The organism is Staphylococcus sp. HMSC14D10 (genome assembly GCF_001808125.1).
GTDB classification, from domain to species: Bacteria; Bacillota; Bacilli; order Staphylococcales; family Staphylococcaceae; genus Staphylococcus; species Staphylococcus haemolyticus.
On record NZ_KV792245.1, the window covers coordinates 1 to 13,819 of the forward strand.

Annotated in this window: 15 protein-coding genes; 6 read left to right on the forward strand and 9 right to left on the reverse strand. The window is 33.3% G+C overall.

Going from position 1 to position 13,819, the window contains the following annotated elements; genetic code table 11:
- Window positions 1-92: 92 nt before the first annotated feature.
- The 4 genes from HMPREF3134_RS03730 to HMPREF3134_RS03745 all read right to left on the reverse strand — a co-directional run bounded on the left by HMPREF3134_RS03730 (window position 93) and on the right by HMPREF3134_RS03745 (window position 4,142).
- Complete coding sequence (locus HMPREF3134_RS03730; RefSeq protein ID WP_070440798.1) at window positions 93-1,832, reverse strand: pyruvate oxidase; 1,740 nt, start codon at window positions 1,830-1,832, stop codon at window positions 93-95.
- Window positions 1,833-1,884: 52 nt separating this feature from the next.
- Window positions 1,885-2,571 carry an LrgB family protein gene (locus HMPREF3134_RS03735; protein WP_053025597.1) on the reverse strand — a complete coding sequence of 229 codons (687 nt, stop codon included), beginning with the start codon at window positions 2,569-2,571 and terminating at the stop codon, window positions 1,885-1,887.
- Window position 2,572: 1 nt separating this feature from the next.
- Window positions 2,573-2,959, reverse strand: coding sequence for a CidA/LrgA family protein (locus tag HMPREF3134_RS03740; protein ID WP_029376681.1), 387 nt, complete (start codon window positions 2,957-2,959; stop codon window positions 2,573-2,575).
- A gap of 298 nt (window positions 2,960-3,257) precedes the next feature.
- Window positions 3,258-4,142, reverse strand: a complete 885-nt coding sequence (locus HMPREF3134_RS03745; RefSeq protein ID WP_053025592.1) for a cidABC operon transcriptional activator CidR — start codon at window positions 4,140-4,142, stop codon at window positions 3,258-3,260.
- Window positions 4,143-4,331: 189 nt separating this feature from the next.
- On the opposite strand from HMPREF3134_RS03745, the gene HMPREF3134_RS03750 reads away from it, so the two are divergent.
- A complete protein-coding gene (locus HMPREF3134_RS03750; protein WP_059747654.1) occupies window positions 4,332-4,547 on the forward strand; it encodes a sterile alpha motif-like domain-containing protein in 216 nt (71 codons plus the stop codon).
- Between the two features lie 359 nt (window positions 4,548-4,906).
- Window positions 4,907-5,293 carry a CHAP domain-containing protein gene (locus tag HMPREF3134_RS03755; protein ID WP_070440801.1) on the forward strand — a complete coding sequence of 129 codons (387 nt, stop codon included), beginning with the start codon at window positions 4,907-4,909 and terminating at the stop codon, window positions 5,291-5,293.
- A 101-nt stretch (window positions 5,294-5,394) separates the two neighbouring features.
- On the opposite strand, the gene HMPREF3134_RS03760 is transcribed toward HMPREF3134_RS03755, so the two are convergent.
- Both HMPREF3134_RS03760 and HMPREF3134_RS03765 read right to left on the reverse strand, forming a co-directional pair.
- Window positions 5,395-6,672 carry a hydroxymethylglutaryl-CoA reductase, degradative gene (locus HMPREF3134_RS03760; protein ID WP_070440804.1) on the reverse strand — a complete coding sequence of 426 codons (1,278 nt, stop codon included), beginning with the start codon at window positions 6,670-6,672 and terminating at the stop codon, window positions 5,395-5,397.
- A gap of 4 nt (window positions 6,673-6,676) precedes the next feature.
- Window positions 6,677-7,828 carry a thiolase family protein gene (locus HMPREF3134_RS03765; RefSeq protein ID WP_011274835.1) on the reverse strand — a complete coding sequence of 384 codons (1,152 nt, stop codon included), beginning with the start codon at window positions 7,826-7,828 and terminating at the stop codon, window positions 6,677-6,679.
- Window positions 7,829-8,122: 294 nt separating this feature from the next.
- Between HMPREF3134_RS03765 and HMPREF3134_RS03770 the strand changes: the two genes are divergently transcribed.
- Complete coding sequence (locus HMPREF3134_RS03770; RefSeq protein WP_070440809.1) at window positions 8,123-9,289, forward strand: hydroxymethylglutaryl-CoA synthase; 1,167 nt, start codon at window positions 8,123-8,125, stop codon at window positions 9,287-9,289.
- Window positions 9,290-9,378: 89 nt separating this feature from the next.
- Here HMPREF3134_RS03770 and HMPREF3134_RS03775 read toward each other — a convergent pair whose 3' ends face one another.
- On the reverse strand, window positions 9,379-9,900 hold the full coding sequence (locus tag HMPREF3134_RS03775) for a methylated-DNA--[protein]-cysteine S-methyltransferase (RefSeq protein ID WP_070440987.1): 522 nt from the start codon (window positions 9,898-9,900) through the stop codon (window positions 9,379-9,381).
- Window positions 9,901-9,990: 90 nt separating this feature from the next.
- Between HMPREF3134_RS03775 and HMPREF3134_RS03780 the strand changes: the two genes are divergently transcribed.
- Window positions 9,991-10,290, forward strand: a complete 300-nt coding sequence (locus HMPREF3134_RS03780; protein ID WP_070440811.1) for a YrhK family protein — start codon at window positions 9,991-9,993, stop codon at window positions 10,288-10,290.
- Window positions 10,291-10,364: 74 nt separating this feature from the next.
- Here the strand turns inward: HMPREF3134_RS03780 and HMPREF3134_RS03785 are convergent, their stop codons facing one another.
- Window positions 10,365-11,315, reverse strand: a complete 951-nt coding sequence (locus HMPREF3134_RS03785) for a CorA family divalent cation transporter (protein ID WP_070440812.1) — start codon at window positions 11,313-11,315, stop codon at window positions 10,365-10,367.
- Window positions 11,316-11,490: 175 nt separating this feature from the next.
- A complete protein-coding gene (locus tag HMPREF3134_RS03790) occupies window positions 11,491-11,961 on the reverse strand; it encodes a hypothetical protein (RefSeq protein ID WP_011274829.1) in 471 nt (156 codons plus the stop codon).
- Window positions 11,962-12,281: 320 nt separating this feature from the next.
- Between HMPREF3134_RS03790 and HMPREF3134_RS03795 the strand changes: the two genes are divergently transcribed.
- Both HMPREF3134_RS03795 and HMPREF3134_RS03800 read left to right on the forward strand, forming a co-directional pair.
- Entirely contained in the window at window positions 12,282-12,830 is a 549-nt protein-coding gene (locus HMPREF3134_RS03795; protein ID WP_070440815.1) for a TetR/AcrR family transcriptional regulator, read from the forward strand.
- Between the two features lie 112 nt (window positions 12,831-12,942).
- Entirely contained in the window at window positions 12,943-13,389 is a 447-nt protein-coding gene (locus HMPREF3134_RS03800) for a VOC family protein (RefSeq protein WP_053018473.1), read from the forward strand.
- Window positions 13,390-13,819: the final 430 nt, after the last annotated feature.

A 13,819-nucleotide genomic window follows, 5' to 3' on the forward strand; every position in this document is an offset into this window, starting at 1 on the left:
TTTAGTCATCAGTCCAATTTATTATAGAGCCAAATATTCATAAAAAAACACTGACAAAAGCATTGCTTTCGTCAGTGTGTCGAATCTATTTCTTATAAGAAACGTTTAGCAGCGACAGAAATTGGTGGAATTTCGTCGAAGTCTAATTTTTTATCTTCAGTAATTGATCTGTAAGCCCATTTACCATAGTTGATTGCTTCTTCATTAACAATTTTACCTGGTAATGGTGCAGCATTTGGATCAACATGTACATCAACGATTGTTGGTACATTTTCATTTAACGCTGCTTCTACTACTTCATCGATACGGCTAGGATCTTTTAATACATAACCTTTACCGCCTGCAGCTTCAGCGAATTTGGCATGGTCCATATCAGAGAAATCAATGGCATATTCTAATTCACCTGCAGCTTGTTGTTCATATTTAATAAATGATAATTGTTTGTTATTCATAACAAAAATTGTCATTGGTAAGTCATATTGAACAGCAGTTGCAAAGTCTTGCATTACCATTTGGAATGCACCGTCACCGCTAATTGAGATAGCTTGACGTTTAGGGAAAGCGATTTTAGAAGCAATTGCTCCTGGAAGTCCGCAACCCATTGTACCTAACCAAGAAGAAATAATAAATTTATTATTTACTGATAAGTTTAGGTAACGTGTTGACCAAACTGTAGATGTACCTACATCGATTGAGAATACAGCATCATCGTCACTATATTTACTAATTGATTTCATTAAACGTTCTGGGCGGATTGGTGTGCTTTCTTCATTCATATCTTGTTCCATCCATTTATCCCAAACAGCTTTACGTTCTAATGTTTTTTCTAAGAATGGGCGTTGTGGTACGTGTTTGATAACATCAGTTAATTGATGGAAAGCAAGTTTCGCGTCACCAACGATACCAACATTGACACTGAAACGATGTCCAATTACATCTGGGTTTGTATCAATTTGAATTGCTTTAATATTTTTCTTAGGTAGGTAGTCAACGTAAGGGTAGTTAGTACCTGCCATGATTAATAAATCGGCATCTTGAATTGTTTGGTAAGATGTTTTTGTACCGATTTTACCTAAGTTACCGATGCTATATGGGTGATCATCAGGAATGATTGTTTTAGCTGGTAACGTATGAATTACTGGAATTTTAGCCGCTTCTACAAATTCACGTAATTCATCTTTAGCATTTTGTGCACCTACACCAATAATCATTACTGGTTTTTTACTTTTATCGATTAATTTTGCAGCTTTTTTAATGCTACGTAATGTTGGAGTTGGTGCTTTTGGTTTAGTAGTGTCTATAGCACGATGAGTTGTGTCTTTAATTTTTTGAGTTAATAAGTCATTAGGACATACAACTACTGCTACACCACGTTTTTCATATGCTGTACGAATAGCTTCGTTAACAATTTCAAATACGTTATCACCTTTTTGAATTTGGTGATTATATACAGATACATCTGAAACCATATCAGTAATGTTTGTTTCTTGGAAAGCTTTTGTACCTAATAAAGTACTATTTGTTTGACCTGCTAAAATTAATTGAGGTACGCGATCCATTTTTGCATCATACATACCATTTAATAAGTGAACGATACCAGGACCACCAATACTTAATGCTACCCCAATTTTACCTGTCATTTTAGTGTATGAAGCTGCAGCTAAACTTGCTACTTCTTCATGACGTACATGATAGAATTTAAATGAGTCTCTAACAGTACGTAAACTATCTACTACTGCGTCAATTGAATCCCCTGGAATACCATATAAGTGATCAATATCCCATGCTTCTAACGCTTTAACTAATGCTTCGTTTGCTTTTATCTTCGCCATTATTACAATAGCTCCTTTCTCTTTTTAAACGAGTACAATATATATATTCCCTTTAGTAGAATAAAATAATCATAATTGGAATAAGTATCGAACTAATTACAGCAGTTAATATCATTCCAATTGAACTGAATGCACCAGATTCATTATCGTGTTCTAATGCTTTTGCGGTACCAAAAGCGTGTGATGCATTCCCATATGTTAACCCTCTGGCAATAGAGGTCTTAAAATTACCTAATTTCAATAACATTGATCCCATCATACTACCTATTAAACCTGTAGTTATAATGAATAATACTGTAATCGTATCAGTACCACCTAATTCCTGTGATACTTCGATACCTACAGCAGCTGTTATTGAACGTGGTAATATTGTTACTATCGTCTCCTCATCGTAACCCAATAAGTTTAACGAGGTAAACACTAACATAAAATTAAGTATTACGCCAACCATCACGCTTGAAAAGATAATACTTAAATTCTCAATAATTTTATGTCGATTCTTATATAGTGGGTAAGCTAAACATACAACAGTGGCATTCAATAAATGATTGATCCATTTACCACCTGTCATATAATCATGATAGTTTTGATGTGTTAACAATAATACAATAATGACACCGACCGAACCTACTAACGCTGGGTTCAAAAATGGATTATCATATTTTTGTTGTAGCTTTTTTGCAGCAAAATACATAACGACAGTCAACAATATCATTAAGATAGCTTGAATGAATGTCATACTATTGATGACCTCTCTTAACGTTAGGTTGTTTAACCATCTTTTCAGCGATGTAACCAGAAGCTAGTGCAACGCAACTTGTACCTACAATAATTAATAAGAAGAAAATGATATAACTCTTTGTAATATCAGAAACAACATCCATTATTCCTACTACAGAAGGTATAAAGAAAAACACCATTGTAGCTAATAGAAATTCTGCGCCGTCAGATATCCAATTCATACGTATCACTTTCAGTTCAAGTAAAATGTACAACATTATCATGCCTACGATACTTCCAGCTAGTGGTATATGCAATAATGTTTGCAATAAACTACCTAAGTAACTAATGACTATGATAATGGCAATTTGTATGATAACTTTTGAAATAAATAATACTTTTTTCAAGATGACTGACCTCCCACTAAAATATGTCGAAATTGTTACAGTGAAATTTAAACCTACATTCATCATTCTAATTCAACCTAAGTAAATAGAAAAATATCCATTTTAAATACCACCTATAGTTTTTTTCTATGTAATCGCTTTAACAACTATACGTATTGGTGTGATTGAATTTCGATGACAATATTATTGCTTTCGGAACGAACCCAACATATGCAAATAAAAATAGAGAAGCGTTTCGTTTAAACGCTTCTCTATTTTTATTTATCTATTTATTGTGCTTGTTGTTATGAAGTATTATTTAGTCATATTTTAATCTCTTGCTCATAAATTCTATCCATTTAGAGGTAGCGTGACTTAACAGTTTATCCTTTTTCCAAATTGCACCTAATTCCCAACTCATTCCAGTATCCTCAATCTTAATACTTCTGATATTGTCTTTGAGCATGTTAGCGATGTGCTCTGGTAAGATACTTACACCTAAACGTGCTAGCAACAGATACTCAATAAAGTTCCATTGCGAGACATTTGAAACCGTATTTGGGAGAAAACCTGCATTTTTAGCTGCGGCAATAATTTTATCATTAAGGTAAAAGTCTTCATTAAACAATATAAAATCTTCATTCTTAAGTTCTGCCATTGTAACAGAATCACGTGCTGCAAGGTCATGTTCTTTACTTACAACTAATCTCAAATCTTCGCTATATAACGGTAAACAGTCAAAGACGTTCTCATCTATTGGAATTGTTGTAATTCCAATATCAATTTGATCATTAATAAGTCGCGTCTCTATAGATTTACCGCCACTTTCATTTAAATTATACGTAACGTTTGGATAGAGCTTGTGAAACTCCCCTAGTATGTAAATAAATTGTTGCATGTCCATTACTGCAGACATACCTATATTGATATGACCTGTTTCTAATCCTAATAGCCCATTAATTTCGAAAGGAATATTATCATATAACGCTATAATTTCCTCACACTTTTTATAGAATATTTTACCCGCATCAGTGAGTACGAGGTGACGCTTTTGACGATCAAATAATGTCATTTTCAATTCATTTTCTATATCTTTAATTGCTTTACTAATCGTCGGCTGCGCTATGTATAGAGATTTCGAAGCATTTGTCATACCACCTTGATTAACTACTTCCATAAAATATTTCATATGTTTGATGTCCAAATGCTCACCCTCTTTGTTCATTATTGTAATTTCATTATACACGAAATATTTTGAGAAAATAAAAATATGTAAAGTTAAACTAAATATTTCCGAGAACAAGTCTAATTCAAATTCAATGTCTGACCCTATATGTTTCATTATAAAAATGTTATAATCACATAGGCTCAAATTGATTGAAGAGGTGAGGCATTGAGCTTTTACGAATTTATGCAAAATTTCGTTGGTGATGACACACCATTAGGTGAATTGGTAAATTGGATTAATCAAGATAGCAATTTCCCTAGAGAAGTGAAGAGCCAAACAGAAGTATTGTCATATTTTCGAAATAATCCATGTTCAGAAAACATACCTGTGACTAACGTTAAAAGAGCATTGGCTGTTTTTAACCAATTCACAAATGTATGATTTCTAACTTGTTATTATACATCATGGACGTATCATCTCACCAAGCGCCTTTATGGCGCTTTTTTTATAGGGTAAACTTCAAATCAATTTCACATTTAAAATTAAGTAATGCTTTGAACTTTAAGACATTACCGTGCTGCTATCTTAAATTGTATAAAATTACTTTAATGTAAAATAAGTTACAAATTACGCTGTTATATTTCATATATATTACAGTTACTTGTATAATTCGTTTCTTATATTGTATTAGACCTTTTTAACGAATATGATTAATACAGTTTTTAATTCTTTTATATTTTGAAGGGAACAAAAATGAAATTAAAAAAATATTTTCACGTCTTTTACTCGCTACTGGAATCATGTTCGCAGCGACTTTTACATATCAAAACATTGAACACACGCACGTATCTGAAGCCGCTTCATATAACTATTATACGAAAGGTCAATGTACTTGGTGGGCATACCAACGTCGTGCTCAACTAGGTAAACCAATATCAAATCGTTGGGGAAATGCAAAGAACTGGTATTACAATGCACAACGCTCTGGTTATAGAACTGGTCACACGCCTAAACGCTACGCAGTAATGCAATCTACTGCAGGATATTATGGCCACGTTGCTGTAGTTGAGCGTGTATATAGTAACGGTAGTATTAAAGTTTCTGAATACAATTACAATAGACCGAATGCATACGGAACTCGCTACTTAAGTAAATGGTCTGCACGTAGTTATAATTACATCTACTAAAATAAATAATGACATATAAATGATAAATAAAAGCCACTATTTATGAATCGAGGTATTGAATTAAGTACCTCACTCATAAGTAGTGGCTTTTCTATATATTGTTATTGTTGTCGTAAATCTTTTAAAATTTGTTGAGCCGTAGCAGTATTTGCTTTAGGCGCAGTTTTCAATGCTTCGGCAACACAAGCAATCTCATCACCTTGAGCACCTACTACGATTGCTACTGATTTGTATTGTAAACTCATATGACCTTTTTGAATACCTTCAGAAACTAAGGCTCTACATGCTGAAAAGTTCTGTGCCAATCCTACAGCAGCAACAACTTGACCTAATTCTTGTGCTGTTTGAACATTTAATAATTCAAGTGATGCTTTCGCAATTGGCAATACTTTCGTACCACCACCAACAATTGCTAATGTCATCGGTACTTCTATTGTTCCGACTAAGCGACCACGTTCTTTATCAAACTTCCAAGTCGCAATACCTCTATATTGTCCATCACGACTAGCATATGCATGTGCACTTGCTTCTGCTCCGCGTGTATCATTACCAGTTGCTAAGACTACGGCGTGAATACCATTCATAACACCTTTATTGTGTGTTGCAGCACGATGTATATCGACTTGTGCTAGTACAGAAGCACGCTCCATGCGTTGTGCTACTTCTTCACCAGAACGATCACCTTTATTTAAATCTTTGATATCAATTTCACCTTGAACTCGTACTACTGAGGCTGTGGCATGGTTAGACAAAATGCTCATAAGCACATCGCGATCTGGAAACTCATTGTTCATATGTGCAGTTATAGCTTCCAAGATTGTATTAAGCATATTGGCGCCCATTGCATCTTTAGTATCTACAAATACTTTTAAAGACAATAGTTGATTCTCTGGGAACGTATCAATTTCAATACGTCTGTATCCACCACCACGTTCTATAATTGATGGGTAAGCTTCAGCTGCAATCTGTTCAATTTGTGGTTCTAAATCGTAAATTGCTTGTGCCAAGTCATCGGTATCACTTACGTCATCAAATACAATTTGACCAATCATTAGTCGTTCACTCTTAATAGTTTTAAAACCACCTGTATTATTGACTAACTTAGCGCCATAACTTGCAGCAGCTACTACAGAAGGTTCTTCAACCATCATCGGTACAACATATTCTTTATCATCGACAATGATTTTAGGTAATAAACCTACAGGCAATGTGCCTTGACCAATTACATTCTCAATTAAGCTATTCGCAACTTCTTCATTAATTAATGGATTTTTTAGTAAAACATCATAATTAGCATCTGTTAACCATCCATAATCAACAAGTTGTTTTAATTTATCTTCACGAGATAAATGTCGAAATGTCTTATCTAAACTCTTCATAGCATTATTCCCCTTTATCAATCATTAGAGCGATACCTAATCCTCCACCAATACATGCTGTAGCAATACCCGTACGTTTATTTTCTTGTTCAAGTGCGTTCACTAAAGTAGTGACTAATCTAGCACCACTGGCACCAATTGGGTGTCCTAGTGCAATAGCACCGCCATAGATATTTAATTTTTCATCTGGAATATGCAAATTGTCTTTGACTGGTATACTTTGTGCGGCAAATGCTTCAGTCATTTCTACAATATCAACATCATCGATTTTGCTATCCGTTTTATCAAGTAGTTTCTCAACAGCATAGAATGGTGCATAGCCCATATATTGAGGATCACAACCTACTTCCGCATAATCTCCAACGATTCCTAAAATGTCGTAACCATGCGCTTTAGCATATGATTCCTCCATTAAAATGAGTGCAGATGAACCATCGTTAATACTTGAAGCATTACCACCAGTTACTGTTCCATCTTCTTTGAAAATTGTCTTTAATGTTGCAAGCTTCTCGACACTACTATTTGGACGAACACCTTCATCAGAAGTCATTTGTTCCCCTTCCGCGTCAGTCATACCGATAATTTCATTATTAAATTTACCATCTTGCGTCGCTTTAGCAGCTTTAGCTTGTGAATGGTTTGCGAACTCATCTTGCATTTCACGCGTGATGTCATATTTTTCAGCTATGTTCTCAGCTGTTACACCCATTGGTACATAATGAAAGGCATCTGTTAAACCATCATGCATAAAGCTTTCTACTGGTTCTTGACCTTCTTTTAAGATTAATTGTGGGGCATTTGTCATACTTTCAACTCCACCCACTGCAACAACATCCGCTTCACCTAGTTGAATTAACTGTTTACCTAATATAATTGCTTTAAGACCTGATCCACATACCTCATTAATTGTCATAGCTGGTGTTGTATCAGGTACACCCGCTTTAATCGCAATTTGACGTGCTGGATTTTGTCCTACACCACTTTGTAGCACGTTACCAAAGATAACTTGTTGTATTATATTAGGGTCAATATTTGCTGAATCGATTGCACCTTTCAAAGCTGTCGTTCCCAATTCAACTGCAGAATAATTTCTTAATTTACCTTTATATCTACCGATTGGCGTTCTTTTAGCACTAACTATAGCAATTTTTTTCATTCTTTATCTCCTTATATGTAGTTTATATATAAATTGTAATTTAGTTATTTAATTTGGTAAAATAACTATTAATATGATTATTAATAATAGCCGATAGAAGTTATCTCACACTCAATGTTATACCATGCAGTTTCACGTATTTTATTATATTACTATATTAAACGACATGCGTTATTGCATTTAACTTTTCGTATGAAAACGCTTTCTATTAGTGAGCATTTTAAATGAAATTGTCTCAAAATGCTACTATTAATATGAATTATAAAATTAGAATAACGAAAGGATGTAGTGCCCGTGAGTATAGGAATCGATAAAATTAACTTTTACGTACCTAAATACTATGTAGACATGGCTAAGCTTGCTGAAGCTCGCCAAGTTGATCCAAATAAATTTTTAATTGGGATTGGTCAAACTCAAATGGCAGTCAGTCCAGTATCACAAGATATTGTATCTATGGGGGCTAATGCTGCTAAAGATATTATAACAGATGATGATAAAAAACATATTGGAATGGTCATTGTAGCAACTGAATCTGCAATCGATAATGCAAAAGCTTCTGCAGTACAAATTCACAATTTACTAGGTATTCAGCCATTCGCACGCTGCTTCGAAATGAAAGAAGCTTGCTATGCTGCAACACCTGCAATTCAATTAGCTAAAGACTACATTGAGAAACGACCTAATGAAAAGGTACTTGTTATCGCAAGTGATACAGCTCGATATGGTATTCAATCTGGTGGCGAACCGACACAAGGTGCTGGTGCCGTAGCTATGTTGATTTCAAATAATCCAAGTATCTTAGAATTGAATGATGATGCCGTTGCATATACTGAAGATGTGTATGACTTCTGGAGACCAACTGGACATAAATATCCATTAGTTGCCGGTGCATTATCTAAAGATGCATATATCAAATCATTCCAAGAAAGTTGGAACGAATATGCTCGACGTGAAGGGAAAACATTATCTGACTTTGAGTCATTATGTTTCCACGTACCTTTCACTAAAATGGGTAAGAAAGCTTTAGATTCAATTATCAATGATGCCGATGAAACGACGCAAGAACGTTTAACATCTGGATATGAAGATGCAGTATATTATAATCGTTATGTAGGTAATATTTATACTGGCTCTTTATATCTAAGTTTAATTTCATTATTAGAGAATAGATCGCTTAAGGGTGGTCAAACTATTGGATTGTTTAGCTATGGATCTGGTTCTGTAGGAGAATTCTTTAGTGCTACGCTAGTCGAAGGCTATGAAAAACAATTAGATATTGAAGGACATAAAGCCTTATTGAACGAACGTCAAGAAGTTTCAGTTGAAGACTATGAAAGTTTCTTCAAGCGATTCGATGATTTAGAATTCGACCACGCTACTGAACAAACAGATGACGATAAGTCTATTTACTACTTAGAAGCTATTCAAGACGATATACGTCAATATCATATTCCTCAATAACATTGACATTAATTAAGAGGCATTCGAAATAAGAGCAATTTAGGCTTTTGTCTCGAACGCCTCTTTATTAATGGGTAAATATAAAGGGGTTATGGTTTAGTTGAATTTTTAGGTCTATACAATTTAGTCATATCTACTTTCTCAAGTTCAAGTAATTTAATTTTATGATTAATCGTGTCACCATATCCTGTTAAACTTCCATCTTTTCCAACCACGCGATGGCATGGAATAATAATAGAAATCGGATTGCTACCTACTGCACCACCTACTGCTTGTGCAGACATATTCGGCTTATTACGTTCTTCACCTACGCGTTTCGCTAGATCACCATACGTTTTTAATTGTCCATATTCTATTTCTTGTAGCTTTCGCCACACACTTTTTTGAAAATCACTGCCTTCCGGTTTAATTGAAAAATCAATTTGCGGACGATTTCCTGAGAAATATTCATTTAACCACTCAACCACTTTTTTAAAAATTTCTAAACCAGGATTTGTTGGATGAGTAACCGTTGTGTCACTATATTTATAGAGTACATGTGTAAGTGACTCACCATCACTAATGAGTTCTAAATTTTGTACGGGAGATTCGTAAAGCATTGAATAAGACATCATACCACTACTTTCTGACCATTATGAAGAAGTTTCATGTCAAAGTACAACGGGAAGTATGTTATTACTTAAAATAATGGAGGTATTAAAATGGCTGGTTTAAATAAAGATGATGTTGATTTACATTTTAATACCAATCAATTTAATAAAGATGATCATGCGAAGCAAATTTCATTCTTCTACAAAGCCCTATACCAAATCAACGATATCGTACTGGGCATTATATTTTTAATAGGTAGTTTTCTATTTTTTAGTGACCAAACAATGATTTTCGGCACGATACTATTTGTGATTGGAAGTATTCAAATAACAGCACGACCTGTGATCTCTTTTGTCCAGAACATGAAACTGTCTAAATATTACAAACCCAAATATAAACGGCTCCTATAGGAAGAGAAACAACATTAATAGGTATAAGCGTATGAATCTAACACTTGTAGAATCATACGCTTATTTTGTTTGCGCTAGAACCAGTCCTTCTTTTTAAAAAGAGTAATGAGTGAAACAACAACCACTAATGAAATAGCAATAAAGACGAAATAACTATAATGCCAATCAAGTTCTGGCATATAAGAGAAGTTCATGCCATACCAACCTGTTAAAAATGATAGCGGAAAGAATATAGACGAAATAATGGTTAAGATATCCATCACACCGTTAATTCTATTAGAACGGTAAGACTCATTATTATCTTTAATATCATCTGTGATGTGCTCACATGCCATCAACGTATCTGTTTGTCTTAATATTCTACTATGAATATGTTTAATCAATAGTTGATATTCGTGTGATACGTCTAATGGTGATTCATCTACTATTTCATTTAGGAGTTGCTCCATAGGAATGAGCACACGTTTCAGTTTAATCATTTCAGAACGAATATTATATACGTCATCCATTAATTTACGGTTATTGACTTTATCTACATTTTGATCCTCAAAAGAGAAAACAGTGTCTTCAACATGATCCACATATTTAAAATATTGATGTGTAATCTTATCAACCATGATAGTTGTTAGTTCAATCGCAGTTATAGCTTTAGGTGACTTATTGAATGACGTAATGATATCTGATAATACATTCATAGGATATTTATGGACCGTGATTATCCAATTACCCTTAACAGTAATACTCAGTGGTTCTGCTGAGAAATTATTATGGCTAATCGCATGCAATATTAAATATAAATGCTGTTTCTGTGGGTGATTACTAACATTAGGTCTCGTAAATGTAAATACAGATTCCTCAATGTGGTGTCTAGCAATATTGAATCGTTGAGTGAGTAATGCTTGATCGTTTTTCGTCGGATTCTCAAAATCAATCCACACAAGTTTGGCATCCTCAGGAATAGCTGAAAATATACATGCAGTATGGAAGTGATCTGCTTGGTCTTGAAAATGGACACGAATTGCCATAGTATCCCCTACTTTAGTTAAGTTTTACTCATCAATACCACTTTTCAGAAAATGAAAACAAAAGGTTAGGACTATCATGTCGAATAGGAAAGAATTCAATATTCATTCATAGTCCTAGCCCCACAATCGTCCTAACCACTTATAACAATTCATTTATACTTATCAATTGATGTCATTAGTTTTGGTTAAAATTATATAATTCATAACCTTTATCTTTGGCATATTCAATTGCTAAAATTTCTAAAACATTAATAAACGCTGGTTCATCTTTAACATTGACATATTGGAATTTCAAATTATAATCTTCAGCTGTAATTGATTTAATATCCTCTTCATTAACACCTTTTTTTTGTGCTAAACCTTTTTTAAATTTAGTAGTGCCGACACCTGATTTTAAATTATATTGACCTAATTTATTAAATAAGTCTTTTGTAATTAATTGGTAACCTGTAGAATAGCCACCTGTTTGACCAACGAAGATAGGCGTCTTTTTATCGAAAATAACATATACGCCAAATTTGTCTTGAACTTTTTCACGATCTTCTTTGCTAAATGTTAATGCATTATCTTTATCATATTTGAATAATTTTTTAAGTTGCTTCTTATTATCTTCTTTAATTTGATCTAATTGTTTAGTACCTTTCATAATTAAAATCCTCCAATATAGAATATATTTATAAAATAAGACTTGGAAAATAAAATAAATTTATAAAAATTGCAATTTTATTTTTAGTAGTTAAACAATGTTTCTATTTGGATATCATATACCCTTTCAAAACGCTTTAAAACGCTTTACCAAATTCATTAAACAATACATTTCTTATTTTTAATCAGTTTATTTTTTATACGTAATTTACATTTTTAATGTAAATGCATGTTTATTTATGTATTTATATAATCTATAATTAAATATTATGTTTCACCAAATTTATTAGATTCTTCTATCTATGTTAGGGGAGAACAATTTTGAATGATAAAGACTTACGGGTAATTAAAACTAAAAAGGCATTAACTGATAGCTTATATTCATTGCTCGAACAAGAGATGTTTACAACATTAACGGTTAATAAAATTTGTAAGCATGCTAGTGTTCATCGCACTACTTTTTATAAACATTTTTACGATAAATACGAATTGTTGAAATACCTATTAAAGTTAACACACAATGACTATTTTGCGACTAATATTAAAGAACGTTTGAATAATCCTTTTCAAACTTTAGCTAATTCCTTCAATAAGGAAGAGATATCTCGAATTGAACTTAAGCAATATAACGATAAAGAGTTTGAAGATGTTCGCAATAATTATTTAATTGAAATAATGCAAAAGGATTTCAAAACCAACATGCATCGTATTACTGTTGATAATGTAGTACCGAAAAGCCTAGTATTCTATGTGTTCGGTTCGGTACTAAATGCATTTATCGATTGGAAAAAGAATGAAAATGTCGAGATTAAACCTAAGCAAATGGACCAAATCTTTCATAAACTTATCAATGTCAAAGCACATGATTAATTAGAATACTCATTCTATTTTGTTCAAAATTTCACGACCGTATACTAATCGCTATTTACATCTATTCATTATATAATGGACTGGGTTACAAACTAACTAAAGGGGTTTTATCATGACTGAATTATTTCCATATTTAGCCTTTGAAAAAGCAAAAGACGCAATAGCATATTACGAAGAAGTATTTGGCGCAACAAACGTCAAAAGATTAGAAGTGAGCGAAGAACAAGCGGAACAATTTGGCATGACAAAAGAACAGGCTGCAGAAGCTACAATGCACGCTGAATTTGAAGTACTAGGTGTTAAAATTTTATGCTCTGATTCATTCGGACGTGTAGAGAACATCAATAATGGAATTTCATTACTTATTGATTTCGATGTTAACAATCAAGACGATTCAGATAAAGTTCAACAGTTTTACGATAAAATTAAAGATCATGACTCAATAGACATTGAAATGCCACTCAAAGAACAATTCTGGGGTGGAAAAATGGGCGCCTTTACAGATAAATATGGCGTACGTTGGATGTTACATGGCCAAGACTATACACAACTTAATTAATAATCACATTTATTTTATTAAACTACTAATCAAAGATGTTATGACATCCAATTCATAGATTAGTTAGAAGCAAATTCTATTGAAGTACTATAGAATTTGCTTTTTTTATTTAACATTAAAGTCATACTCATTTAAGAAAGTAGCGTTGATATAGATAATAAATAGAGTTTGGGAATGGGGCTCAGCAAAGAGATTTTCAACAAGAAAATCTACAAACAAAGCAAGCTAGTGAAAAGTAACTTAAGTGCTTGAGCACTTAAGTAAGTAGTTCAAAAGATGAATTATGAATATTGTTGCGTGACTCTTGGCGTTTTAATTATTGAACACAAGTGCTGTTGCACTTGTGTAAGACGTTCTAAGATAGAATACAAAACATAATTGCGAAGACTCCTAGGGGAGCAGTGCCAGTCGAAGACTACAGGCTGAGACG